This is a genomic window from Stenotrophomonas terrae, from assembly GCF_039674165.1.
Taxonomy (GTDB): Bacteria; Pseudomonadota; Gammaproteobacteria; order Xanthomonadales; family Xanthomonadaceae; genus Stenotrophomonas; species Stenotrophomonas terrae_A.
Genome location: NZ_JBDJMY010000058.1, coordinates 1 through 24,169, shown reverse-complemented (window position 1 = coordinate 24,169; position 24,169 = coordinate 1). Strand labels below are relative to the sequence as shown.

The 24,169-nt window shown below is 64.3% G+C and carries 22 protein-coding genes; 14 read left to right on the top strand and 8 right to left on the bottom strand.

Features of this window, described 5'->3' with window-relative positions; all coding sequences use genetic code 11:
- Nucleotides 1-158: 158 nt before the first annotated feature.
- Nucleotides 159-1,673: an acetyl-CoA hydrolase/transferase family protein gene (locus ABE493_RS17705; RefSeq protein ID WP_346500418.1), complete on the bottom strand. Its 1,515-nt coding sequence runs from the start codon at nt 1,671-1,673 to the stop codon at nt 159-161.
- A gap of 281 nt (nt 1,674-1,954) precedes the next feature.
- On the opposite strand from ABE493_RS17705, the gene glnE reads away from it, so the two are divergent.
- Complete coding sequence (glnE, locus tag ABE493_RS17700) at nt 1,955-4,795, top strand: bifunctional [glutamate--ammonia ligase]-adenylyl-L-tyrosine phosphorylase/[glutamate--ammonia-ligase] adenylyltransferase (protein WP_346500416.1); 2,841 nt, start codon at nt 1,955-1,957, stop codon at nt 4,793-4,795.
- 59 nt (nt 4,796-4,854) lie between these two features.
- On the opposite strand, the gene ABE493_RS17695 is transcribed toward glnE, so the two are convergent.
- The 5 genes from ABE493_RS17695 to ABE493_RS17675 form a co-directional block, all read right to left on the bottom strand.
- Nucleotides 4,855-5,421, bottom strand: coding sequence for a queuosine precursor transporter (locus tag ABE493_RS17695; protein ID WP_346500414.1), 567 nt, complete (start codon nt 5,419-5,421; stop codon nt 4,855-4,857).
- Nucleotides 5,422-5,829: 408 nt separating this feature from the next.
- Entirely contained in the window at nt 5,830-6,339 is a 510-nt protein-coding gene (locus ABE493_RS17690) for a hypothetical protein (protein WP_346500412.1), read from the bottom strand.
- 31 nt (nt 6,340-6,370) lie between these two features.
- Nucleotides 6,371-6,898: a hypothetical protein gene (locus ABE493_RS17685; RefSeq protein WP_346500410.1), complete on the bottom strand. Its 528-nt coding sequence runs from the start codon at nt 6,896-6,898 to the stop codon at nt 6,371-6,373.
- On the bottom strand, nt 6,895-7,770 hold the full coding sequence (locus tag ABE493_RS17680; RefSeq protein WP_346500407.1) for a DUF2145 domain-containing protein: 876 nt from the start codon (nt 7,768-7,770) through the stop codon (nt 6,895-6,897). Before ABE493_RS17680 ends, ABE493_RS17685 begins: the two co-directional genes overlap by 4 nt.
- Before the next feature lie 76 nt (nt 7,771-7,846).
- Entirely contained in the window at nt 7,847-8,965 is a 1,119-nt protein-coding gene (locus ABE493_RS17675) for a serine hydrolase domain-containing protein (protein ID WP_346500405.1), read from the bottom strand.
- A gap of 92 nt (nt 8,966-9,057) precedes the next feature.
- Between ABE493_RS17675 and ABE493_RS17670 the strand changes: the two genes are divergently transcribed.
- From ABE493_RS17670 to ABE493_RS17645, 6 genes are all read left to right on the top strand, one after another.
- Entirely contained in the window at nt 9,058-9,954 is an 897-nt protein-coding gene (locus ABE493_RS17670; RefSeq protein ID WP_346500403.1) for a DMT family transporter, read from the top strand.
- A 594-nt stretch (nt 9,955-10,548) separates the two neighbouring features.
- The gene (locus ABE493_RS17665; RefSeq protein ID WP_346500401.1) at nt 10,549-11,556 is read left to right on the top strand and encodes a methionine ABC transporter ATP-binding protein; all 1,008 of its coding nucleotides are present in this window, start codon (nt 10,549-10,551) and stop codon (nt 11,554-11,556) included.
- Nucleotides 11,553-12,245 carry a methionine ABC transporter permease gene (locus ABE493_RS17660; RefSeq protein WP_346500398.1) on the top strand — a complete coding sequence of 231 codons (693 nt, stop codon included), beginning with the start codon at nt 11,553-11,555 and terminating at the stop codon, nt 12,243-12,245. Before ABE493_RS17665 ends, ABE493_RS17660 begins: the two co-directional genes overlap by 4 nt.
- A gap of 81 nt (nt 12,246-12,326) precedes the next feature.
- Nucleotides 12,327-13,121, top strand: coding sequence for a MetQ/NlpA family ABC transporter substrate-binding protein (locus tag ABE493_RS17655; protein ID WP_346500396.1), 795 nt, complete (start codon nt 12,327-12,329; stop codon nt 13,119-13,121).
- Nucleotides 13,122-13,371: 250 nt separating this feature from the next.
- Entirely contained in the window at nt 13,372-13,935 is a 564-nt protein-coding gene (locus ABE493_RS17650; RefSeq protein ID WP_346500394.1) for a DUF1453 domain-containing protein, read from the top strand.
- Between the two features lie 64 nt (nt 13,936-13,999).
- Entirely contained in the window at nt 14,000-14,764 is a 765-nt protein-coding gene (locus ABE493_RS17645; protein WP_346500391.1) for a YiiX/YebB-like N1pC/P60 family cysteine hydrolase, read from the top strand.
- A 161-nt stretch (nt 14,765-14,925) separates the two neighbouring features.
- Here ABE493_RS17645 and ABE493_RS17640 read toward each other — a convergent pair whose 3' ends face one another.
- Complete coding sequence (locus tag ABE493_RS17640; RefSeq protein WP_346500389.1) at nt 14,926-15,564, bottom strand: OmpW/AlkL family protein; 639 nt, start codon at nt 15,562-15,564, stop codon at nt 14,926-14,928.
- A gap of 212 nt (nt 15,565-15,776) precedes the next feature.
- On the opposite strand from ABE493_RS17640, the gene ABE493_RS17635 reads away from it, so the two are divergent.
- The 4 genes from ABE493_RS17635 to lpdA all read left to right on the top strand — a co-directional run bounded on the left by ABE493_RS17635 (nt 15,777) and on the right by lpdA (nt 20,732).
- Nucleotides 15,777-16,343: a DNA-deoxyinosine glycosylase gene (locus ABE493_RS17635; RefSeq protein ID WP_430980811.1), complete on the top strand. Its 567-nt coding sequence runs from the start codon at nt 15,777-15,779 to the stop codon at nt 16,341-16,343.
- A gap of 179 nt (nt 16,344-16,522) precedes the next feature.
- On the top strand, nt 16,523-17,914 hold the full coding sequence (locus ABE493_RS17630; RefSeq protein ID WP_346500385.1) for a dihydrolipoyllysine-residue acetyltransferase: 1,392 nt from the start codon (nt 16,523-16,525) through the stop codon (nt 17,912-17,914).
- A 5-nt stretch (nt 17,915-17,919) separates the two neighbouring features.
- Entirely contained in the window at nt 17,920-18,567 is a 648-nt protein-coding gene (locus ABE493_RS17625) for a hypothetical protein (protein ID WP_346500383.1), read from the top strand.
- Nucleotides 18,568-18,584: 17 nt separating this feature from the next.
- Nucleotides 18,585-20,732, top strand: coding sequence for a dihydrolipoyl dehydrogenase (gene lpdA / locus ABE493_RS17620; RefSeq protein ID WP_346500381.1), 2,148 nt, complete (start codon nt 18,585-18,587; stop codon nt 20,730-20,732).
- Nucleotides 20,733-21,261: 529 nt separating this feature from the next.
- On the opposite strand, the gene ABE493_RS17615 is transcribed toward lpdA, so the two are convergent.
- On the bottom strand, nt 21,262-22,086 hold the full coding sequence (locus ABE493_RS17615) for a hypothetical protein (RefSeq protein ID WP_346500379.1): 825 nt from the start codon (nt 22,084-22,086) through the stop codon (nt 21,262-21,264).
- Between the two features lie 442 nt (nt 22,087-22,528).
- Here ABE493_RS17615 and ABE493_RS17610 point away from each other — a divergent pair, with 442 nt between their 5' ends.
- From ABE493_RS17610 to atpE, 3 genes are all read left to right on the top strand, one after another.
- Nucleotides 22,529-22,894 (top strand): hypothetical protein, encoded by a 366-nt coding sequence (locus tag ABE493_RS17610; RefSeq protein ID WP_346500377.1) that lies wholly within the window; start codon nt 22,529-22,531, stop codon nt 22,892-22,894.
- Nucleotides 22,895-22,918: 24 nt separating this feature from the next.
- Nucleotides 22,919-23,719 carry a F0F1 ATP synthase subunit A gene (gene atpB, locus ABE493_RS17605; protein WP_346500375.1) on the top strand — a complete coding sequence of 267 codons (801 nt, stop codon included), beginning with the start codon at nt 22,919-22,921 and terminating at the stop codon, nt 23,717-23,719.
- A gap of 74 nt (nt 23,720-23,793) precedes the next feature.
- Nucleotides 23,794-24,096 carry a F0F1 ATP synthase subunit C gene (gene atpE, locus ABE493_RS17600; RefSeq protein WP_054661978.1) on the top strand — a complete coding sequence of 101 codons (303 nt, stop codon included), beginning with the start codon at nt 23,794-23,796 and terminating at the stop codon, nt 24,094-24,096.
- The last annotated feature ends 73 nt before the right edge of the window (nt 24,097-24,169 follow it).

Sequence of the window (24,169 nt, the reverse complement as noted above, 5' to 3'; positions counted from 1 at the left end):
GCTCGGCAAGGGGCCTTCGCGGTAAAGCCCCTGCCGAGCATGGCTCGGCACTACAGCTCGGGCTCCCGGTAAAGCCCCTGCCGAGCATGGCTCGGCACTACAGATCGGGCTCCCGATAAAGCCCCAGCCGAGCATGGCTCGGCTCTACAGGTTTGGCTTCAGGCCTTCATGCTGCCGGTGTCGATATAGCGCTGATGCCAGGACAGGGCTTCGGGCAACAGGTGCGGGGTGTGCTTGCCGTAGCTGTCGCGGCAGGCGCGGTCGAAGTAGTCGTTGAGCTGGTCGCGGTAGTCCGGATGCGCACAGTTGTCGATCACCTGACGGGCACGTGCACGCGGCGGCAGGCCACGCAGATCGGCCAGGCCCTGCTCGGTGACGATGATGGAGACATCGTGCTCGGTGTGGTCGACGTGGCTGACCATCGGCACGATCGCCGAGATCGAACCGCCCTTGGCCATCGATGGACTCAGGAAGGTCGACAGGAAGCCGTTGCGGGTGAAGTCACCCGAACCGCCAATGCCGTTCATGATGCGGCTGCCCATCACGTGGGTGGAATTGACGTTGCCGTACAGGTCCACCTCGATCATGCCGTTCATGCCGATGCAGCCCAGGCGGCGCACCAGCTCCGGGTGATTTGAGATCTCCTGCGTGCGCATGATGATGCGCTCGCGGTAGAACTTGATGTTGCGCTTGAACTCTTCGTTCGCTTCCGGGCTCAGCGCGAAACCGGTGCACGAGGCGTACTCGAGCACACCGGACTTGAGCAGATCCAGCATGCCGTCCTGGATCACTTCGGTGAACGAGGTCAGCCCACGCAGGCCGCTCTCGGCCAGGCCTGCCAGCACCGCATTGGGAATATTGCCCACGCCCGACTGCAGCGGCAGCAGGTTGGCCGGCAGGCGGCCCTTGGCCACTTCGTGCTTGAGGAACTCGATCAGGTAGCCGGCAATCTGGCGGCTGTCCTCGTCGATCGGCTTGAACGGACTATTGCGGTCCGGGCCATTGGTGCGCACCACCGCCACGATCTTGTCCGGGTCCACGTTGAGCGTGGTCTGGCCGATGCGGTCGTTGGCATGGATCAGCGGAATCGGCTTGCGGTGCGGCGGCAGCGCGGTGCCGTAATAGATGTCGTGCATGCCCTCGATATCCGCGGGCTGCCACTCGTTGACCTCGATGATCACCTTCTTGGCCAGGTCCAGCCAGGTCTTGTTGTTGCCGACCGAGGTGGAAGGCACCAGCGAGCCGTCTTCGCGGATGGCCGAGACTTCGATCACTGCGGTGTCGATCTCACCGTAAAAACCAAACCACACGTGCTGGGCAACGTGGGAAAGGTGGATATCGATGTAGTCCAACTTGCCTTCGTTGATGCGCTTGCGCGCATCCGGGTCGGTCTGGAACGGCATGCGCATCGCAATGGCATCTACCTTGGCCAGTGCGCCGTCGAGTTCCGGCGCGGTCGAGGCACCCGTCATCAACTTGATCTGGAACGGCTGGCCGGCGGCGTGCACTTCTTCAATGCGCTGCGCCAGCGCCAATGGCACCGCCTTGGGATAGCCGGAACCGGTGAAGCCGCTCATGGCCACGGTTTCGCCCGGCTGGATGAAAGCGGCCGCTTGCTCGGCGGAAACGACGCGGTCGCGCAGGCGCGGGTCCAAAATACGTTCGACAGACATGACGACTACGGTTTGTTGGGGGGATTGCTGATTATCGCCGTTCGGCGGGTACAGGGGGGTTCTACCTTGGTGGGATGGTCTTTGAAGCCCCCTTGCTCTTGTACTGCCCAGTATTGTTTTGCAGTGCAGCGTGCAAGTTGTCCGCACAGCCCGCAGGATCGCCCTGCATCCCGACGTGGGGGAGGGAGCAAAGCCCGCTGACAGTTCGCTGTCAGCGGGCTTTTTTATTGCCTGATCGCCGGAGATGGCGACCGCTCGCCCACAGATGCCAGAATCGGGGGATGGACCAAATCACCCCCGCAATTTCTGAATTTGTTCAGCCTGTAATCGAACGCGCGCTGGCCCGGCTCAAGCTGGCCGCCCCGGATCCGGCGCAATGGCCGCAAGCGGCGGGCTTCGAGGCGGGTCTGCGGCAACTGGCGATCACCAGCGATTTCGCCATCGATACCTTGTGCCGGCAGCCAGAGCTGCTGCAACTGCTGGGCCAGGCAGATCCGGCGCCGCTGCCCCTGCCCGAACTGGACCCACTGCAGCCCAGCGCCTGGCCGACCCAGCTGCGCCGCTACCGCGCCGCCGCCTCGACCCGGCTGATCTGGCGCGACCTGCTGGACCTGGACGATGTGGATGCCACCCTGGTCGGCGCCACGCGCCTGGCCGAGCAATGCCTGGCGCTGGGCCTGGCGGCCCTGGAGCAGGAATTCGCCAGCCGCCACGGGTTGGTACGGGCGGCCGATGGCAGTGCGCAACAGTTGGTGGTGTTCGGGCTGGGCAAGCTGGGCGGCGGTGAGCTCAATTTTTCTTCCGACATCGATCTGGTCTATGCCTACCCGCAGAACGGCGAGTCCGATGGCGCGCGCCCGCTGGCGGCCGAGGAATATTTCGCCCGGCTTGGCCAGCGCCTGGCGCGGCTGCTGGATGAAACCACGGCCGAAGGCTTCAGCCACCGCGTTGACCTGCGCCTGCGCCCGTTTGGCACGGCCGGGCGCATCGCCCTGTCATTCGCCGGCATGGACCAGTACTTCCAGCGCGAAGGTCGCGACTGGGAGCGCTATGCCTGGATCAAGGCACGCGCGGTTGCCGGCGACATCGCCGCTGGCGAAGCCTGGCTGGAGACGTTGCGGCCCTTCGTCTACCGCCGCTATCTGGATTACACCGCGCTCGATGGCCTGCGCGAGATGAAGGCGGCGATCACCGCCGAGGTTGCACGCAAGGACCGCCTGGATGACATCAAGCGCGGCCCCGGCGGCATCCGCGAGATTGAATTCCTTGCCCAGGCGCTGCAGCTGATCCGTGGCGGCCGCGAGCCGTCACTGCGCGAACGGCGCCTGCTGCCGGCGCTGCGTGCCCTGGTTGAAGGCGGGCAGATGGCGGCAGGCGATGGCGATGACCTGATCCAGGCCTATCGCTTCCTGCGCCGGCTGGAGAACCGCCTGCAGATGCTGCGTGACGCGCAGACCCACTGCCTGCCCAACGACCCGCTGGATCGCACGCGCATCGCGCTGGGCCTGGGCTATGCCGACTGGGACGCCCTGCTGGCTGCGTTGGATGAACAGCGCGACCGCGTCAGCGTCGAATTTGGTGCCTTGCTGGCACCGCGGCGCGGCCAGGCGGCGCCGGATGTGCTGTCCAGTTACTGGCGTGTATTGCCCGGCGGTGGCAGCGCCGAGGTATTGGCCGAGGCGGGCTTCAGCGATGCCCATGGCGCCGACCAGTCGCTGCGCGAGTTCGCCCAGTCGCTGGGAGTGAAATCACTCTCCGACAATGCCCGCGCGCGCCTGGACCGGGTGCTGCCGGCGCTGCTGCATGCCGCCACCCGCTCGCCGCAGCCGGATGCCGCGTTGCGGCGCGTGCTTGGCCTGCTGCAGGCGATCCTGCGCCGTACCAGCTACCTGGCGCTGCTGGACGAACAACCCAGCGCGCTGACCCGGCTGGTCAATGTGCTGGCACGCAGCGCGTTGCTGTCCGAGCGGCTGGTGGCATTCCCGCTGCTGCTGGACGAACTGCTCGATACCCGCGTCGCCGGGCCGATGCCGGACGCGCAGGAGATGCGCGCTGCCTGCGCCAGCGCACTGGCCATCGATGACCCGGAAGCGGCCCTGCGCGAGCTCAATGAAGTGCGCCTCGCGCTGAGCTTCCGCATGGCATTGGCCTTCCACGATGGCCGCCAGCGGGCGGTGGACTGCACCCATCAACTGGCGCTGCTGGCCGATGCGGTGGTGGTGACGGTGCTGCAGATGGCGCAGGCCGACATGCTGCAGGCACATGGTGAAGTGCCCGGTGGGCGCTTCGCGATCATCGGCTATGGCAGCCTGGGCGGCGTCGAGCTGGGGTTTGGCTCGGACCTGGACCTGGTGTTCCTGTACGACAGCCCGGCGGGTGTGGAAGGCAGTGACGGTCCGCGCGCGCTGGACAGCGGCCGCTGGTTCGCACGCTTGGCGCAGAAGGTGATGGCCCTGCTCGGCGCAGTCACTGCGGCGGGCCGCCTGTATGACATCGATGTGCGGCTGCGCCCGGATGGTGGCAAGGGCGCGCTGGTGTCATCGCTGGCCAGCTATACCGAATACCAGCGCGAGCGTGCCTGGACCTGGGAGCATCAAGCCTTGGTGCGTGCGCGTGGCATTGCCGGTGACGCCTCGTTGCTGCTGGATTTCGAACAGGTGCGTACTGCCACCTTGAGCCGCGTGCGTGACCACGACATCTTGTTTGGCGACGTACTGAAGATGCGCGGGCGCATGCGCGGCGAGCTGGACCGCAGTGACGCGGGCCGACTGGATCTGAAACAGGGGCCGGGCGGGCTGGTGGACCTGGAGTTCGTGCTGCAGACCGGTGTGCTGTCGCAGGCGCAGCACAGCCCGGCGCTATGCGAGCCGAGGGAAACCCCGTTGCTGATTACCGCGTTGGCCAAGGTGGGTTGGCTGCCGGCGGAAGCCGCAACGGCCCTGCACGACGCCCACGCCACGCTGCTCGATGCCGGCCTGAGCTGTACCTTGGACCGGCGCCCACGCATCGTTGTGCCCACCGCTGAGATCGAGGCCGCCTGTGCGGCGATCACGGCCGCGGCAATTGCACAGGGACTGCCTTTTCCAGCGTCCAAGGGGCAGGAGCTGGAGGTCAAAAACTAGAGTTCAGGAAACAGCAACGGAGAGAGAGAACGGAGTCGCTCTTCTCCAGTTCCTCGCTTCTAGCCTCTGGTTCCTGGCTTCAACGGCGCCATCTTCCACAGCAGCGCACGGAACGGCGCCAGCAGGCAGACGCCGATGGCCAGCTTTACGGCCAGATCGCCAGCTGCCCAGCTGATCCACGGCAGCTGCGAGCCGGCGAAGGCGATGGACCAGAAGATGGCCGTATCCACCGTGGCGCTGCAGGTGGTGGCGACCATCGGCGCACGCCACCAGTTGCCGGCACGCAGGCGATCGAACACGGTGATGTCCAACAACTGCGCAACGATGAAGGCCGAGCACGAGGCTACCGCGATGCGCGGGGTGGCGATCCACACCGACAACACCACCGCCACCGCGAAACCGGCCCAGGCCACACGGCGTGCCGCCTGCGGGCCAAAGCGGCGATTGATCAGGTTGCTGACCAGGAACGCGATCGGGTAGCTGAACGCCCCCCAGGTAAGCCAGTCATTGATCGGGTACTGCACCAGCACATTCGAGCCCAGCACCACGGCACCCATTGCCAGCACGGCCAGCAGCAGCGAGGTGGGGGTCAGCGGAGCGAAGCGGATGGAAGGATGTGAGGACATGAACGGGCACAGGCAGCGCCGGTGGGCACTGCATCAATAAAGAAGGGGAGGGCCGTGCCCGGGAGGGCAGGTAGGCGCGCATTGTAACTGGTGTGGGTCTGGGGAGATGTCAACGGCGACAGGAGTGCACGTCGCCTGCGATCAGGAGAACTTAGCCCCTCTCCCGCATGGCGAGAGAGGGGTTGGGGTGAGGGCAAGCTTTTGCTTGTGCTGTTGGCCTTGCTCGCGTTTCAGTTTCAAAAAACCCAAGCCAAAGCCCCCTCATCCGCCCTCCGGGCACCTTCTCCCGCAAGCGGGAGAAGGGAGCAATCAGGCATGTTTGCGATCTGAAGCAGCTTCTCCCGCAGGCGGGAGAAGGGAGCAATCAGGCAATTGTGCGGATTGCCCCGGCCCTGCATTACGGGATGCTCAAAGCTTCCCGCTATGGCTCACCTGCGCCGCTTCAATCGCCGGCACAAAGGTAAGCACCGCGCCGTCTTCGGCGCGTAGCATCCAGCCAGCGCCCTGCGGGCTGGGTGTGAACGCTACGGTCTGGCCCAGCACGAAGTTCGATGCCGGGTTGTCCTCGCGCTGCGGCCAATGCAGCGTTGCGGTGTTGGCCGCGTCCAGTGGGTCTGCAAGCGCAATGCTGCGGCCACCATCGGCGTCCTGGGTGATTGCTTCAACCTTCATGTCCGGCAAGGGGCCGGCACTGACGCGGCGGGTTGCGCGCTCACCGGATTGCGATGACGCCGTGGACGACTTGTCGGCCGCCGATGCCGCCAGCAGCAACGGTGCCGAAACCAGCATCGACGCGCCGGCTGAGGTCACCAGTGTGCTCACTTCCGAACGGTTCAGGCCGTCACCGGCACGTGCCGGCGCAATCACCAACAGGCCGCTGAAGGTAACGCACGCAAGCAGGGAAAACAGGGGTTTCATGGGGAGCTCCTCAGCGAGGCCAGGTCAATGATCAAAGTGTGCGGGTGCGGCTTTCATCCACCGCCTCGATGGTGGGCACGAACGCCAGCGCCGCGCCTTCGGGATTGCGCAGCATCCAGCCCGCGCCCTGCGGACTCGGCTGGAAGGCGATCTTGGCGCCCACGGTGAAACCCGCGGCCGGATCGTCCTCGCGCTTGGGCCATTGCAGGGTGGCGTGGTTCTCCGGGTTGGCCGGGTCTTCCAGGGCGACACGGCGGCCGCCGTCCGCTGCGGTCTCTACCGACTTGACCTCCAGGTCCGGCAACGGGCCGGCACTGACGCGGCGCTTTTCTTCGCGGCGTTCCCTGGATTCCTTGGACATGTCAGCGGCGCCGCGCACACCGGCGGCGGACAGGAAGATCGGCCCGGACACCACCATCACCACGCTGGAGCCGGTCGCCAGCACCGAAACCTGCGAGCCGTTGAGGTTGAAGCCTTCAGCACCTGCCTGGCTGGGCGCCAGGCCGAGGCTGGCGGCGAGGGCAAAGGCGAGGGCGCCGCTCTTGAGCAGATGCTTCATGGGGTGGACTCCTGTCGTTGTACGGGGGAGGGCGTGCCGGTCATGGCCGGCACCGGGATTTGGCGGGCAATGGCGAGTTCGCGTTCCAGCGCGCCGTTGCGGTGCAGGAAGTCGAAGACCGACTCCACCGTCACCACCGAGTAGTTGCCGGAAATACGCTCACTGGCCGGGTGGTCGGTGACTGCCACGTTGTCGGCAAAGAAGCGCGCGCCCAGCCGCTTGCCGATGCCGATGTGCATACGCGTGGGCGTATAGCTTTTCTGCTTCAGCCAGGCCAGCGCGCTGCTGCGGTCAGCCAGGGTAGGCTCACCGGCGGCCTGTGCCATCGCCGCAGCGGTGACTTCCAGGATCCATTGGTTGGAGTTCTGGTAGTCGGTGCTGCCGGGATAGGCCAGCATGCTGTAGCGCGGCTCATGCAGGGCGCGCGCGTTGCGCGCATCACCGCTGAGCAGCGTCTTCAATGCGGCGCGTACTTCCGGCGTGGGAATGCCAACGCGCAGGTCGGTGGTGATCGAGCTTTCGCCAACCAGGTTCACCAGGCCTTCGCGGTACAGGTCCGAGTTGTCGGTCTTGCAGCGGTTCAGCAGGTGCACCACGTCCCAGCTGCCGCTGTCGTTGCGGACCAGGAAGGCCAAGTGGCTGTGACGCAGGCCGTACTTGCTCAGATCCTGGCCACCGCGCGCTGCAATGGCCACATCCACGCCGGGCAGGGCATCGAGCGTATCGGCGGTGACTGCGGCCATGTCGAACATGGCGGCAATCGTGGTCGGCGGCGGATAACGCGGGCTGCAGGCCTGCTGGGCGAATGCGGGAATGGAGAGCGTGGTCAGGCTCAACGAGGCTGCCAGCAATAGTGTCGTGCGAGGTTTCATCGGCGCGCATCCTTGCATGGGGATTGGGAAATATTCGTTAGGACGGGCAGCGCGTGGGGCGCGCCCTGCATTTCATTCAAGGCTGCTTCCACTGCGCGTGCAGCAGGCCGGATACGGCAAAACAGGCCGGTGCATCCTTGTTGGACAGCACGATCACCGTCTCACCGGTTGCCGGGTAATGGCGCACGTCGGTGCAGACACCGTCAGTGCTGCCGCCGTGGCCCCAGCGGAAGTCACGGGCCGGCACGTCCTTGCCGTAGCCGGTGGCAAAAAAGCCCAGGCCCATGAACTCACGTTGGGTTTTGGTGGCCTGTTCGAACAGGGCAGCCGGCAGCAGCTTGCCGGCATTCAAGGCCTGCACGAAGCGGAACATATCGCGCGCGCTGCCTACTTCGCCGCCGGCGGGCAGGCCGCGACCGGGTTGGGTGGCGCAGTTACGCACGCGCTTGCCTTCGAAGTCCGCATAGGCGCGGGCGAGATCGGCTGCGGGGTCGTCGCAATCGACGAAACCGGTATGTTGCATGCCTGCCGGTTGCAGCACGTGCTGGCGGATGTAGCTCTCGAAATCCTGCCCGGAGAGCACTTCCAGCATCCGTCCCAATACCAGATAGCCAAAGTTGCCGTACTTCTGCGCGCTGCCAGGCGCGAACTCCGGTGCGCGCCCGGCGTGCAGCGCAACCATCTCTTCCAGGCTGCGCAGCCGCGCGCGATCGGCGCTGTGCTCGGCGCCAAACAGCTCATCGATATCACCCGCGCCGGCGCTGTGTGTCAGCAATTGGCGCACGCTCACCTCATTGGCGAACTGGCGGTTGGGGTAGGTCTTGAGCACCTCACCGACCTTGCTGTCCAGGCTGAGGCGGCCGGCGGCAATCTGCTGCAGGATCGCCACGCTGGTGAACATCTTGCCGGCCGAGGCCAGGTTGAAGCGGTCATTTACCTGCAGCGGTGTTTCCTGCTGCTCATCGCGCGCGCCGTAGGTCTTCTCGAACACCACGTCATCGCCGCTGGCGATCAACACCGTGCCCGAGAACTGGCCGGCGGTCTGCAGCCTCAACGCAAAGCCATCCAACTGTGCCAGCGCTTCAGCACCGGGTGCCTGCGCGGCAGTGGCAAACCAGGGCACGGCAGCGAGCAGCAACGGGGCAAAGCGCAGCAGGCGGGGCGTGGCTCCTGGATGTTGCAGTGGCTTGCGCATGTTCGGACCCGGGCTGGCGTTGGCCAGAACATAGCATCGACCATTACTGGCGGCAGTCTGCAAGCTGGGCCGTGGCAGCGGATAATAGGCGCATGTCACCTACTCAATCCCCCGTGCGTGCCATCGTCTGGATGCTGGCCGCCGTCGCTTTCTTCTCGTGCATGGACGCTGGCATGAAAATGCTGTCCAGCAGCTACCCGACCTTGCAGGTCACCATGCTGCGTGGCGCGGCCTCGCTGCCGTTCGTGCTGGTGTGGGTGCTTGCCACCGCCGGGCCACGCTCGATCATCCCGGTGCGCTGGGGCCTGCACCTGCTGCGTGGCGTGCTCGGCATGGTGATGATTGGCTGCTTTGTCTATGCGTTGCGGACCTTGTCGCTGTCCACCGCTTACACCATCTACTTTGTCGCGCCCTTGTTGGTAGCCGCGCTGTCGGTGCCCCTGCTGGGCGAATACGTGGGCCCACGGCGCTGGGTGGCGATCGGCATCGGCCTGATCGGCGTGCTGGTGGTGCTGCGCCCAGGCGTGGATGGGTTCATCTCCTTCCCGGGCCTGATGGTGTTGCTGGCGGCGACCGCGTATGCGATTGCTGCGGTAACGGTCAGCCTGCTGACCCGTACGGATACTCCGCAATCAATGGTCGTCTGGTTCCTGCTGATCATGGCGATAGGGGCGGGGTTGCTGGCCTGGCCGCAATGGCAGCCGCTGCAGTGGAAGCACGCCGCACTGATCGCCGGCATGGGCTTGGCCGGGGCCTTGGGGCAGATCGCGTTGACCCGCGCTTTCCAGCTGGGCCAAGCTTCGATGATCGCGCCGCTGGAGTACACCGGCCTGGTCTGGGTGATCGGCTGGGACGTGCTGCTGTGGCAGAAACTGCCTGACCGCTGGACCTGGATAGGCGCCAGCATCATCGTCGCCAGCGGCCTGTACCTGCTGCACCGCGAGCGGGTGCAACGGGCACAGCGGCCAGATCAGGTAGATCACCCCTGAGCCAGCGGCCGGGGGCCGATGTTGTTGTAGGAGCGGCATCAGCCGCGAAGCTGACACTGCCGGAAGGGCCGAGCCAACCCCTCCCCAACCCTCCCCTCCGCCTTCGGCGCAAGGGAGGGGGCAGAGCGCTTGCGGGAGCGGCATCAGCCGCGAAGCTGAGACTGCCGGAAAGGCTGTAGTGCCGAGCCATGCTCGGCAGGGGCCTTCCCAGCAGGCGCTATCGGCCTCAGCCGCGAAACTGAGACTGCCGGAAAGGCCTCAAAGCCAACCCCTCCCCAGCCCTCCCCTTGGCTGCGCCAAAGGGAGGGGGTGTAGTGCCGAGCCATGCTCGGCAGGGGCCTTCCCAGCAGGCGCTATCGGCCTCAGCCGCTAAGCTGGTCAGGCCGGATGAACAGATATTGCCGCGATCTGCTCGTCTATCTGCTTCGCGGCTGACGCCGCTCCCACAAACAGCCCGCTCGCCGCCCCAGCACAGTCCCGACGGGCTTCGCTTAGAACCAAAAGGAATAAGATTCCGGTTTGCGGCACGCGCGCCGGCGGCCCGGCGCTGCTAGGCTGCACGCCCCCTCCTTATGCCCCCCGGTTGCCCTGGCAGTGATCGAGTTCCAGCACCTGCAGAAGTCTTATGCCGTCGACGGTCGCGCGATCACTGCGCTGCATCCGCTCGACCTGAAGATCCAGGCCGGCGAAGTGTTCGGCATCATCGGCCATTCCGGTGCCGGCAAGTCGACCCTGATCCGCCTGATCAACCGGCTCGAAGAGCCCAGCGGCGGCCGCGTACTGATCGACGGTCAGGATGCCACCGCGCTGCCAGCCGACGACCTGCGCACGCTGCGCCGGCGCATCGGCATGATCTTCCAGCACTTCAACCTGTTGTCGGCGCGTACCGTGGCCGCCAATGTGGCGTTCCCGTTGGAACTGGCGGGCACACCCAAGGCCGAGATCGATGCACGCGTGGCTGAACTGCTGCGCATGGTCGGGCTGGAAGCGCATGCGGGCAAATACCCCTCGCAGCTGTCCGGTGGGCAGAAGCAGCGTGTCGGCATTGCCCGCGCGCTGGCCACGCGCCCACAGATCCTGCTGTGCGACGAAGCCACCAGCGCGCTCGACCCGCAGACCACTGCCTCGGTGCTGGCCCTGCTGGGCAAGATCAATCGCGACCTGGGCCTGACCATCGTGCTGATCACCCACGAAATGGATGTGATCCGCCGCGTCTGCGACCGTGTCGCCGTGCTTGATGCCGGCCATATGGTGGAAATGGGCCCAGTCACCGAGGTCTTCCTGCATCCGAAGCACCCGACCACGCGCCGTTTCGTCTCCGAGTCCGAACACGTTGACGAAGGCGAGCAGCTGCGTGATTACGCCGCAGTCGGCGGCCGCATCGTGCGCCTGACCTTCCTCGGCGACGGAACCTACGACCCGCTGCTGGGGCGCATCGCCCGCGACACGGGAGTGGACTACAACATCCTTACCGGCCGCATCGACCGCATCAAGGACACGCCCTACGGCCAGCTGACCGTTGCCCTGGTGGGCGGCGACCAGAATGCCGCGCAGGCGGCGTTTGTCGCCGCCGGTGTGCACGTGGAGGAGCTGCGCCGATGATCATTGCAACTGCTGCGGAAGGCTTCTTCCGTCATCTCGATGCGGGCAAGTGGGCCGATATCGGCCAGGCCACCATCGACACGCTGCTGATGCTGGCTGGCTCGTTGCCGTTGACCCTGGCCATTGGTCTGCCGCTGGGTGTGCTGCTGTTCCTGACCGGCTCGCCGCAGCTGCACCGCAAGCCGGTGGTGTACGGCATCACCGCGCTGCTGGTGAACCTGCTGCGCTCGGTGCCCTTCATCATCCTGATGATCGTGCTGATCCCGGTGACGCTGGGCCTGATGGGCACCTCGCTGGGCGTGCGTGGCGCGATCCTGCCGCTGGTCGTTGGCGCTGCACCGTTCTATGCACGTCTGGTTGAAACCGCACTGCGCGAAGTCGACCGAGGTGTGATCGAAGCCAGCCAGGCGATGGGCGCGACCACCAAACAGCTGGTCTTCAAAGTGTTGCTGCCGGAAGCGCGCCCGGGTCTGATTGCCGGTGCCACCGTCACCACCATTGCCCTGATCGGCTTCACCGCGATGGGCGGTGCGATTGGTTCCGGCGGCCTGGGCGATCTGGCCTTCCGCGATGGCTACCAGCGTTCGCATACCGACGTGGCGCTGGTCACGGTGGTGCTGCTGCTGGTGCTGGTGCAGCTGCTGCAGATGCTCGGCGACCGTCTGGTCACGCATTACAGCCGCAAGTAATGGAATGAAGGCAGGTCGGCACGCCGCGTGCCGGCCTGTTAGCGTATGTACACCATCCTTCCCCACGGGATCACGTTACCGATGAACAAGCTGCTTGCCTTCCCCCTGGTTGCCGCCGTGCTGGCCCTGTCCGCCTGCGCCAAGCCGGCTGCCGATGAATCCAAGTTGGTGGTTGCCGCCACCGCCGTGCCGCACGCCGAGATTCTGCAGGTGGTCAAGCCGCTGCTGGAGAAGGAAGGCGTCAAGCTCGACGTGCGTGTATTCAACGATTACGTGCAGCCCAACGACCAGTTGGTGCAGAAGCAGGTGGATGCCAACTACTTCCAGACCGAGCCCTACCTGAAGGCCTACAACGCGGATCGCAAGACCGATCTGGTCACCGTCACCGGCGTGCATATCGAACCGTTCGGCGCCTATTCGCGCCGCTTCAAGTCGTTGGCCGAGCTGCCCACCGGCGCCGACGTGGTGATCCCGAACGACCCCAGCAACAACAGCCGCGCGCTGATCCTGTTGGACACCGCCGGCGTGATCAAGCTCAAGGACCCGAGCAATGCGCTGTCCACCCAGCGCGACATCACCGAGAACCCGAAGCAGCTCAAGTTCCGCGAGCTGGACTCGGCGATGCTGCCGCGCGTGCTCGACCAGGTCGATCTGGCGCTGATCAACACCAACTATGCGTTGGACGCCGGCCTCAACCCGACCAAGGACGCCCTGGCGATCGAGAGCAGCGATTCGCCCTACGTGAACTTCCTGGTCGCGCGCCCGGACAACAAGGACGACGCCCGCGTACAGAAGCTGGCCAAGGCCTTGAACAGCCCGGAAGTGAAGGCCTTCATCGAGCAGAAGTACAAGGGCGCGGTACTGCCGGCGTTCTAAGCTTCATCTGTAGTGCCGAGCCATGCTCGGCAAGGGCTTTCTCGACAGCCCCATGTAGGAGCGGCGTAAGCCGCGAAGCAAGGGCATCATCGGATTGCGATGGTGCTGACGCCTGTACCGGTGTCTGCTTCGCGGCTTACGCCGCTCCTACAGGTTTGGAATTCTGGTAAGGCCTCTGCCGAGCATGGCTCGGCACTACCGGGTTGGTTGGTGGCGTACTCTTTGGTTCTGCATCCAGGGATCAGACACCATGCCACTGCTGTTCGCTCTGCCACTGGCGATACTGGTTTTCGTTGCCATCATGTTGCTGCTGATGCCGCTATCGCTGTGGCAACGCGTCCGCAGCGGCGGTGCGCGGCGGCAGGCACGGCCTTGGTTGATCACCTTCAACTTCTGGGCGACGCTGGTGTCCACCGGCCTGTTTGCGGTGTTTGTCGCCATTGCCGGTTTCTGGTGGACCGGGGCCTGGTCCTATGCGGCATTGGGCTGGCTGGCCGGTCTGCTGGTCGGGGTGCTTGGCCACTTCCTGACGCGCTTCGAGCCCGGTGCGGAAACGCTGCATTACAAACCCAATACCTGGCTGGTACTGGCACTGACTGCGATGATCGTGGTGCGGGTGGTTGCCGGCATGGTGCAGGGCTGGCAGGCCTCGGTGAACCACGTGCCCTGGCCCGATTCGGGTTGGCTCAGCCATGCCGGCTTGCTGGCGATGGCGGCGCTGCTGCTCGGTTACGCCGGCATGTATGCCTGGTTGCTGCGGCGCAGGGTCCGCCACCATCAACGCTATCGCGGGTTTGACCGCAGCCCGCGCTGAGCCGCTGGCCGATGGCAGGCAAGGCCGGTCCCGGCTAGTCTGATGCAGGCACAGACGGAGAGCATTGATGGGTTTGCTGCGGTTTTTCGGGCGCAGGCTGGCGCATTTCCTGGCACAGCCGCGTCGCCATCAGATGCGGCCCTCGACCAGCGCGCCGGCGCTGCTGGCGCGCACCCTGCGGCGTGGCGATGTGTTGCTGGTGGAGGGCAACAGCCGGTTCTCAACCGCCATCAAGTACCTGACCCAGTCCACCTGGTCGCATGCGGCGCTGTACATCGGCGAAGAGCCGCTGCTGCAGGGTGGCACGCCGCAGCCAATGCTGATCGACGTGGATGTGGAGCAGGGCGTGCGTCGCATCCCGTTGAGCGCGTTCACCGATCAGCACACCCGCATCTGCCGCCCGCAGGGCCTGTCCCCAATGGTGGTGGACCAACTGGTCGGTTTCCTGCGTGCCCGCCTGGGTTACAGCTATGACCTGAAGAACGTATTCGACCTGGCGCGCTACCTGGTCCGGCAACCGCCGGTGCCAGGCCATCTGCGGCGGCGGCTGATTGCGCTGGGCAGCGGCGAGCCGACCAAGGCGATCTGTTCAACCTTGCTGGCGCAGGCATTCGAGTCGATCCGCTATCCGATCCTGCCGGAGATCGAAACGGTGGCGGCGCAGGCCGGTGGTGCCGAGCAGACACGGGAAATCCTGCATATCCGCAATTACAGCCTTTACACCCCGCGCGACTTCGACGTGTCGCCGTTCTTCGATGTGGTCAAGCCGCGCCTGCAACAGAAGTTTGATTACCTGGCACTGCAGTGGAGCGATGACGGTAGCCCATGATCTACGCCATCCCTCGCCCCGCAGGGCAGGGGAGCGTTGGGGAGGGTAGCTCCTGCTTTGGCGTTGATCAGCGACGTAAAAAACACGGGCCGCGAACGGCCCGTGTTTCATTTGCTACCACTGCATTGAATCTACAACGGTGTTGCCAGGATCGGTACCGCTTAGAAGCGTGCGCCGATACCAAAACCAACGGTCCACGGATCCAGCTTCAGCTCGCCGGCGTTCTGGCCAGCAATGCGCAGGTCCGGGCGGGCGTGCATGTAACGCGCGTCAGCACGGGCAAACCAGGTGGAGTTGATGTTCATGTCACCACCGACCGTGCCGATTGCGCCCTTGGCGGTTTCAACGCCAACGTGGTTGCCGCTATCGCTCAGGCCGTCGATCTTCTCGTTGCTGAAGTTCGATTCGTAATAACCCAGGCCCACGAACGGACGGAAGGTGTTGTCGGCCTGGCCGAAGTGGTACTGCGCGCTCAGTGCGATGGGCTGCTGCTCGACGGTGCCGGCCTTGGCGCCACCATCGGTGCGCACGCGGTGGTCGAACTTGTCAGCGGCGCCCCACAGCTCAACGGCGAAGTTGTCGTTGAAGTAATAGCTTGCGCTCAGGGTCGGTGCCGGGCCGCCATCAACCTTGCCTACGCCGTCGATTGGGTCATTCTTCGGCTGCAGCAGGCTGATGCCGCCAACCACGGCAAAATGCTTGCCCGAAGCGGTATCGCCATTGCCATCCTGCGCGAATGCGGTGGAAGACAGCGCCAGTGCGCCGAGCGTGGCAAGGCTGAGAATTTTGATGGAACGCATGACTAACTCCTCATGTTGCGAACAGAACTACTGCGATCAGGACTACGTTGTTATCAAGGCCCTCGTTATGGGGCGTGGTCACCCTAACGATGGCAAGATGAATCGCTCTAAACGCAGCTGTATTTCAGTGGTGTTGCGTTCAGTGAAAAACAGAGGAATCCCATGGACACGATGTTCCGCCGGAAATTTTCATTCACGATGTTGTGCTGCGTGTGATGAGTAACGAACTATTGCAGGGCTTGCCCGCGCAGGTGACTGCGCAGTGTCGTGTCTTGGTGCTGGGTTCGATGCCGGGCGCGCTGTCGCTGCTCGAAGCGCGTTACTACGCACACCCGCGCAATCGCTTCTGGCCGCTGATGGCGGCCTTGTGCGGTTTCGATGTGCAGTTGGCGTATGCGCAGCGGCTGCAGTGTCTGCAGCAGTCAGGCGTTGGGTTGTGGGATGTGATCGGGCAATGCGAGCGCAGCGGCAGCCTGGATGCATCCATCGTGCGCGGCAGTGAAGTACCCAACTGTCTGCCCGCGCTGTTTGCCGATCTGCCACAGCTGCGCGCCATCGCCTGTAATGGCGCTGCAGCGCACAGAGCGTTCCAGCAATGGATTGCTCCGGCTTTGCCGCCTTTGGCGGCTGCGCTGCCGGTGCTGGCGCTTCCCTCGACCAGTCCGGCCAATGCGGCGTGGTCGTTGCCGCGCCTGATTGAGCGCTGGCAGCCGCTGCAGCACTGGTTGAATACGCCTGATCCGGTGATATCGCCTGCAACAAACGGCTTGGCCGGCTAGGACAGGCAAGACAGCCAGCAAGTCACAAACAGTGGCTGGAGGCGGACAGGGCGGCCGTCATGGCGTGTGTGGCGTGCCCTTGTCCGGGGACATACGGCTGCGAATTCAGTTGTAGCGGTTGGCGCTGCGGCCCGCTAACGCCACAATAGGGGATTCCCTCATTGTTGCTGGAGTAGTTCATGGCCGAAATCAAGGAAGCACTTGTCCCCGATATCGGTGACTACAGCGACATTCCGGTGATCGAAGTGCTGGTCGCTGTTGGCGATACCGTCAAGAAAGACCAGGGTCTGGTCACGCTGGAGTCGGACAAGGCGACGATGGAAGTACCGTCGGCCTACGCCGGTGTGGTCAAGGAGCTGAAGGTCAAGGTTGGCGACGGCCTGTCCGAAGGCAAGGTCGTGGCCTTGATTGAAGTCAGCGAGGAGGCTGCCAAACCTGCCGCTGCCGCCGCGCCGGCTGCTCCGGCCAAGGTTGAAGCTGCCAAGGTCGCGCCCGCTGCCGAGACCGGCACCAAGGTTGAACCGGTAGCCGTGGCGCCGGTGGCCGACAAGCTGGCCCAGCGCGAGATCGCCCAGGAAGACTCGGTTACCACCAGCAAGCCGGCTACCCCGCCGGTGCAGTTCAACGCCGAAGGCGTGCTGCCGGCCAATGTGCCGTATGCCAGCCCGGCCGTGCGCGTGTTCGCCCGCGAGCTGGGCGTGGACCTGCAGCAGGTCAAGGGCACGGAGAAGGGCGGCCGCATCACCAAGACCGACGTGCAGAAGTTCGTCAAGGGCGCGCTGTCCGGTGGCGTTGCTGCCAGCGGTGGTGCCCCGGCAGCTGCCGGCGGTGGCCTGAACCTGCTGCCGTGGCCGAAGGTCGACTTCAGCAAGTTCGGCGAGACCGAGGTGGTGCAGCTGTCGCGCATCAAGAAGATCTCCGGCGCCAATCTGGCCCGCAACTGGGCGATGATCCCGCACGTCACCCAGTTCGAGCAGGCTGACATCACCGATCTGGAAGGCCTGCGCGTGGCCCTGAACAAGGAAAACGAGAAGGCCGGCATCAAGCTGACCATGCTCGCCTTCCTGATCAAGGCCAGCGCCGCAGCACTGAAGAAGTTCCCCGAGTTCAACGCCTCGCTGGACGCCAGCGGCGAGAACCTCACCCTGAAGAAGTACTTCAACATCGGCTTTGCCGCCGATACGCCGAACGGCCTGGTCGTGCCGGTGATCCGTGATGTCGACAAGAAGGGCGTGGTGCAGATTGCCCAGGAAACCGGCGAACTGGCCAAGAAGGCACGTGACGGCAAGCTCGGCCCGGCTGACATGAGTGGCGGTTGCTTCTCGATCAGCTCGCTGGGCGGCATTGGCGGCACCGCCTTCACTCCGATTGTGAATGCGCCGGAAGTGGCCATCCTGGGTGTCTCCAAGTCGGCCATCCAGCCGGTCTGGAACGGCAAGGAGTTCGCGCCGAAGCTGATGCTGCCGCTGTCGCTGAGCTATGACCACCGCGTCATCGACGGCGCACTGGCCGCCCGTTTCACCACCTACCTGTCGCAGGTGCTGGCCGACATGCGGCGCGTGCTGCTGTGATGCCAGTGGCGTCACGACGCGCATTGCTGGCGCTGACACTGGCCGCCTTGGCGGCACCGGCACTGGCTGCCAGCCAGTGTCTGCCGGTGGTGGGTGAGGGTTGGCCGCCGGCGGTGGGCAACTACGGCCAGGCGGCAACCAGCCTGCTCGGTGGCCAGGCCGAAGATGGCCTGTCGCTGCTGGTGCTGCCGGCACGCGGGGTGGAATCGCAGGTACTGCTGCGCCGCGATGCCGGCAATGGTCAGTGGATGGTGTTGGCCGGACTGGCCGACAAGCGTATCTACAGCTGGAGCACTGCTGGCGGTCGTGGTGGCGTCAACCTGCAGCTGGACCAGGAGCCTGAGTTCGCCCAGGCGCCGTTGCCCGATGCCCTGGCGCAGCGTCTGGTCGAGGTCTGGGGCAAGGCCCTGGCCTCTTCCGAAGTGGCTGCGCGTGCGCCGGTCACCGACGGCGAGGTGCTGTCGTTCACCGTCAACGGTGAGCGTTACAGCGGTCAGCGGCCTGCTTGCGGCCAGCTGGAAGCGCTGCAGGAACAGGCGGTGCTGCTGATCGAGCTGGCCCATAGCAAAGACAAAAAGTACGAGAAGCGTTACGCCAACATCGAACGCGCGCTCGACAAGATGCATGACCGGTTCGTCGGCGACGCCGGCTGAGCCCACAGGAGAAAACAATGGCGACGATTGAAATCAAGGTTCCGGACATTGGCGACTACAACGACGTGCCGGTGATCGAGATTCTGGTGGCCGTGGGCGACACGGTGAAGAAAGACCAGGGTCTGGTCACGCTGGAGTCGGACAAGGCCACCCTGGAAGTGCCGTCCTCGGCCGCGGGTGTGGTCAAGGAAATCAAGGTCAAGCTCGATCAGAAGCTGTCCGAGGGTGACGTGGTGGTGATTCTGGAAGCCGAAGGCGAGGGCGCTGCCCCGGCCGCGGCACCCGCACCGGCCGCCGCGCCTGCGCCTGCTGCACAGCCTGCCGCTGCTGCAGCCCCGGCTGCGGTCAGCGCGCCGGTTGCCGCCGCGCCGGCCGCTACTGGCCCGGTCGAGGTCAAGGTGCCGGATATCGGCGACTACCAGAACGTACCGGTGATCGAGATCCTGGTCGCTGTCGGCGACACGGTGAAGAAGGACCAGGGCCTGGTCACGCTGGAATCGGACAAGGCCACGCTGGAAGTGCCGTCCTCGGCCGATGGTGTGGTCAAGGAAATCAAGGTCAAGCTCGACGACAAGCTCTCGGTCGGTGACGTGGTGGTGGTGCTGGAAGGCGCTGCTGCTGCCGCGCCGGCAGCGGCCAAGGCCGCACCGGGCAGCAAGCCGCCGGTGACCCCGTCGCACCGTGCGCCGGATCCGGCGGTTGCCGCCAAGGCGCTGCCGTCCAGCGGCCGTACCGCCGACATCGAATGCCGCATCGTGGTGCTGGGCGCAGGCCCGGGCGGTTATACCGCGGCCTTCCGTGCTGCCGACCTGGGCATGGATACGGTGCTGATCGAACGTTACGCCAGCCTCGGCGGCGTCTGCCTCAACGTTGGCTGCATTCCGTCCAAGGCGCTGCTGCATGCGGCCGAAATCATCGACCACGCCGCGCATGCCAATGAGCTTGGCATCGAGTACGGCGCGCCGAAGATCAGCCTGGACAAGCTGCGCGGCTACAAGGAAAAGGTCGTCGGTCAGCTGACCAAGGGCCTGGCCGGCATGGCCAAGCAGCGCAAGATCCGCACCGTGCACGGCCTGGCCAGGTTCATCTCGGCCAACGAGCTGGAAATCGTCGGTGACGACGGCAAGACCCAGCTGCTGCGCTTCGAGCAGTGCGTCATCGCCGCCGGTTCGCAGGCGGTGAAGCTGCCGAACTTCCCGTGGGACGACAAGCGCGTGATGGACTCCACCGATGCACTGGAACTGGCCGAAGTGCCGGGTTCGCTGCTGGTTGTTGGTGGCGGCATCATCGGCCTGGAAATGGCCACCGTGTACAGCGCCCTGGGTTCCAAGGTGACCGTGGTCGAGTTCATGGACCAGCTGATGCCGGGTGCCGACAAGGACCTGGTCAAGCCGCTGGCCGACCGCCTGAAAAAGCAGGGCATCGAAGTCCATCTGAAGACCAAGGCTTCGGGCGTTTCCGCTGACAAGAAGGGCATCACCGTGACCTTCGAGGCAGCCACCGAAGGCGAGAAGCCGGCGATGGAAAGCGGCACGTTTGATCGCGTGCTGGTGGCCGTCGGCCGTTCGGCCAATGGCAAGAAGATCGATGCCGACAAGGCTGGCGTTGAAGTCACCGATCGCGGCTTCATTCCGGTTGATCGGCAGATGCGCACCAACGTGCCGCACATCTTCGCCATCGGCGATATCGTCGGTAACCCGATGCTGGCCCACAAGGCCACGCACGAAGGCAAGCTGGCGGCTGAAGTCGCTTTCGGCGAGAAGAAGGAATGGGTGGCACGGGTGATTCCGTCGGTGGCCTACACCAACCCGGAAATCGCCTGGGTCGGCGTCACCGAGACCGAAGCCAAGGCCAAGGGTTTGAAGGTCGGCGTGGCCAAGTTCCCGTGGGCGGCCAGTGGTCGCGCGATTGGTATTGGTCGCACCGAAGGCTTCACCAAGCTGATCTTCGACGAAGAAACCCATCGCGTGATCGGTGGCGCCATCGTCGGCGTGCATGCCGGTGAGCTGCTGGCCGAAATTGGTCTTGCCATCGAGATGGGCGCGGAGGCCGAAGATATCGGCCACACCATCCACGCGCATCCGACCCTGAGTGAGTCGGTGGCGATGGCCTCGGAGATCTACGACGGCACCATCACCGATCTGTATATCCCGAAGAAGAAGTAATCGAAGATTGAAAAGGGCCGCTAAGCGGCCCTTTTCATTTGTGCGCGATGTGTAGTGCGCAGCCATGCTGCGCTGGGGCTCCATTTGTAGAGCCGAGCCATGCTCGGCTGGGGCCTGACCGGCAAGGCCCCGGCCGGGCATGGCGCGGCACTACGGGCGCGGGGAAGCCTCTGCCGGGCCGGGCACTGCACTAACCGCCCCCCTCCCGTGTGGGGTCGCGGGGTGGGGGTGAGGGCAGCTTTTAGGCGCAGCGACGCTGTGCTTGGGGCATTGCTGGGAAGGCTTCTTGCCGAGCATGGCTCGGCACTACAGGAGCGGTGAAGAGCAGGGCTCTGCACTAAAAGCCCCTCTCCCGTTCACGGGAGAGGGGTTGGGGTGAGGGCAGCTTTCAGAGCGCAGCGATTCTGCGCTTGGGGCTTTGTTGGGAAAGCCTCTGCCGAGCATGGCTCGGCACTACAGGAGCGGTGAAGCCCCTGCCGAGCTTGGCTCGGCACTACAGGCCCATCTCCCTGCGGAAGAGGGGCGCTCCTCAGAACGACAAGCTCACGCCCGCCAGCGGGCCCTTGAACTCCTGCTTCAGACCGATCACGCCGTCGCTGCCTTTCTGGTCCACGTCCAGCTTGAACCAGTCATAGCCGGCGAAGATGCCGAAGTTCTTGTTGAAGTTGTATTGCACGATCGCATTGGCGCGGCTCAGGTCGCCCTTGTAGTCGTCGAAGTTACCCCAGCTGGTGTTGAGGTACTGGCCCTGCAGGTTGATGAGCCAGTTCTCCGAAGGGGTGAAGGTCAGGCGTGCGCCCACCACCGGCGCGATGCCGTCGGCCTTCTCGTTGAGGAAGCGGCCTTGGTAGACGTCGCCGACATCGGCGTAGGCGTCGGCACTGACCTTGGCGTATTCGGCGCCGAGCTGCAGACCAAAATCGAAGCGATCACCATCGACCACAGAGTAGTCGTACACCAGTGTAGCCACCTGGTACTTCAGCTCGCCCTTGACGAAGCTGCCGGCCGGCACCGTGGTGTCGCCCCAGCTGATGCCTTCGTCCAGCGTCTCGCGGCGGTCCTTGTCGTACTTGAAGTAGTCAAAGATCAGCCGTTGGCGATCACTGATGCGGAACAGGCCATCGATACGCGGCTCCCATTCCTTGCCGCCCAGACTGAAATCTTCGGACAGATCGATGTCCTGGCCGGCAACGGTGGTGCTGCCGCGGATGGTGTTGTCGGTATCGATGTTCATCGCGCCAAGTCGCAGAGTGAAACGCGGGTCTTCTTCGGCGGCGTGCGCAGGTAGCGCAACGGTCAGAGCGAGTGTGAGTGCGCACGGAGCAAGTGCGAGTATCAAGCCGGAATTACGCATGCTGTTGCCTAGCTGTTGCGGTAGAGCAGTGACCTTCGCCGATGCGCCGTACGGGGAGGGTGACCAGGGCGTGTACAAGATGTGTACGCAGCAGCGGCAGGCACGATTCAATTGCGGTGAGGTGGTGCCGCCGAGGGCGTGCGACACCACCTCACCCGAACCTGCGCACCCGCCCGACGAGGTAGCGGGTGGTAGGCTGCCAACCTCTGACCTGCCGGCTTGGGTGAAGTTCCCTTGCTGCAATGCAATATTTATTGTCCCGTGCGGGTGCCCCGGGACCGGGCATTCCGGGAAAAAACGTGATATTGCGGCCACTTGCATAGTCAAAAGGGGACAAATGCCGGTTGTCTCGCAAATTGTCCCGCTGTTATACTTTCGCGGCTCGACGAGACGCCTTTGCGCGGTTCGGCTCTTTCCTTTACCTGATGCAGGACACTTTGACGTGCTGAACTCCGTTGACGCGGGTCGGCGACTGATGTTGCGCGCCGCGGTATACCCGCTGGCCGCAGTGGTGGTCCTGGCTCTGGCCTTCCTCTTCGTGGGGCCAAAGCATGCGCTGGGCGCCCTTGTTTCGGGCCTGGCGGTGGTAGCAGGGACGGCGCTGGCCGCGTGGGTAGGGCTTGGTGGCGGCGTTCAGGCCGCTGGTTCAGCAATGGTCCGCCTGTTCCTGGGGTTCGTGCTGAAGATTGTGCTTATTGTTGCTGTGCTGGGAATGGCTTTTTTCTGGTGGCAACTCCCTCCTTTGGCTCTGCTGGCGGCAATTCCAGTGGCGCTGATGTTCCAGGTTCTGGCTCTGGCCAGACGTTGATTCACTCATAAAGGTTCCGGACACATGGCGGGCGAGGCTCTAACTCCTACCACGTACATCCAGCATCACCTGCAGAATCTGACCGCTCCGGTCGGTGACAGCGGTGGCAGCTTCTGGATGATCCACGTCGATACCATCGTCACCTCGGTCCTGATGGGCCTGCTGATGGTGTTCGCCTTCTGGATGGCAACCCGCAAGGCCACCGCCGGTGTGCCGGGCAAGTGGCAGGCGTTCGTTGAAATCTGCCTGGAGTTCGTTGACCGCCAGGCCAAGGACACCTACCACGGCAAGAGCAAGCTGATCACGCCCATCGCGATCACCATCTTCTTCTGGATCCTGTTGATGAACCTCATCAAGATGATCCCGGCCGATTTCATCGCCAAGCCGCTTGAGCTGGCAGGCATCCACTACTGGAAGCCGGTGCCGACCGCCGACGTCAATGCCACCCTGGGCATGTCGATCAGCGTGTTCATCCTGATGATCTTCTTCGCGCTGAAGTCCAAGGGCATCGGCGGCTTCATCAAGGAATTCCTGACGGCCCCGTTCGGCAAGTGGATGATGCCGTTCAACCTGATCCTCAACATCGTCGAGTGGCTGAGCAAGCCGATCTCTCTGGCGATGCGACTGTTCGGCAACATGTTCGGCGGCGAAATCGTTTTCCTGCTGATCTGGGTGCTGGGCGGTGCCGGTTTCTTCGGTGCCGTTGCCGGTGGTGTATTCGGCTTTGGCTGGATGCTGTTCCATCTGCTGGTGATTCCGCTGCAGGCCTTCATCTTCATGATGTTGACCATCGTGTACTTGAGCCTGTCGGAAGACAGTCACTAAAGTTACAAGTTCTACCCAGTTTCAACCTTCATCCGTTTCATCACCCTTAGCTACTTAAGTTCCTGGAGATAACCATGTACTTCGCCGTCCTGACCAACCTCGCCCAAGTTCAGAGCTCCACCGCCCTTGCCGTCGGCATCATGATCGGCCTGGCCGCACTTGGCGCTGGCCTCGGTCTGGCCATCATGGCTGGTAAGTTCCTGGAGTCGGCCGCTCGCCAGCCGGAACTGATCCCGGTCCTGCAGGTGCGCATGTTCATCACCGCTGGCCTGATCGATGCTGCATTCATCATCTCGGTCGCCGTTGGCCTGCTGCTGGCTTTCGCCAACCCGCTGGCTGCTGCCCTGCTGGCCGAAGCCGCCAAGCTGGCAGGCTGATCCAGCTGCAGTGAGACGGTACGGTTCCTGATGGCACCCGACATCGGATGAAGGTTCGGTTGCGTCGCCACGG

Bases quoted from the DNA above. Each gene is read 5' to 3' on its own strand.
- atpE (WP_054661978.1), top strand. From the start codon at position 23,794: ATGTACTTCGCCGTCCTGACCAACCTCGCCCAAGTTCAGAGCTCCACC.
- ABE493_RS17670 (WP_346500403.1), top strand. From the start codon at position 9,058: ATGTCACCTACTCAATCCCCCGTGCGTGCCATCGTCTGGATGCTGGCC.
- ABE493_RS17640 (WP_346500389.1), bottom strand. From the start codon at position 15,564: ATGCGTTCCATCAAAATTCTCAGCCTTGCCACGCTCGGCGCACTGGCG.
- ABE493_RS17660 (WP_346500398.1), top strand. From the start codon at position 11,553: ATGATCATTGCAACTGCTGCGGAAGGCTTCTTCCGTCATCTCGATGCG.
- ABE493_RS17685 (WP_346500410.1), bottom strand. From the start codon at position 6,898: ATGAAGCATCTGCTCAAGAGCGGCGCCCTCGCCTTTGCCCTCGCCGCC.
- ABE493_RS17650 (WP_346500394.1), top strand. From the start codon at position 13,372: ATGCCACTGCTGTTCGCTCTGCCACTGGCGATACTGGTTTTCGTTGCC.
- ABE493_RS17690 (WP_346500412.1), bottom strand. From the start codon at position 6,339: ATGAAACCCCTGTTTTCCCTGCTTGCGTGCGTTACCTTCAGCGGCCTG.
- atpB (WP_346500375.1), top strand. From the start codon at position 22,919: ATGGCGGGCGAGGCTCTAACTCCTACCACGTACATCCAGCATCACCTG.
- ABE493_RS17695 (WP_346500414.1), bottom strand. From the start codon at position 5,421: ATGTCCTCACATCCTTCCATCCGCTTCGCTCCGCTGACCCCCACCTCG.
- ABE493_RS17675 (WP_346500405.1), bottom strand. From the start codon at position 8,965: ATGCGCAAGCCACTGCAACATCCAGGAGCCACGCCCCGCCTGCTGCGC.
- ABE493_RS17615 (WP_346500379.1), bottom strand. From the start codon at position 22,086: ATGCGTAATTCCGGCTTGATACTCGCACTTGCTCCGTGCGCACTCACA.
- ABE493_RS17655 (WP_346500396.1), top strand. From the start codon at position 12,327: ATGAACAAGCTGCTTGCCTTCCCCCTGGTTGCCGCCGTGCTGGCCCTG.
- ABE493_RS17705 (WP_346500418.1), bottom strand. From the start codon at position 1,673: ATGTCTGTCGAACGTATTTTGGACCCGCGCCTGCGCGACCGCGTCGTT.
- glnE (WP_346500416.1), top strand. From the start codon at position 1,955: ATGGACCAAATCACCCCCGCAATTTCTGAATTTGTTCAGCCTGTAATC.
- ABE493_RS17680 (WP_346500407.1), bottom strand. From the start codon at position 7,770: ATGAAACCTCGCACGACACTATTGCTGGCAGCCTCGTTGAGCCTGACC.
- ABE493_RS17630 (WP_346500385.1), top strand. From the start codon at position 16,523: ATGGCCGAAATCAAGGAAGCACTTGTCCCCGATATCGGTGACTACAGC.
- lpdA (WP_346500381.1), top strand. From the start codon at position 18,585: ATGGCGACGATTGAAATCAAGGTTCCGGACATTGGCGACTACAACGAC.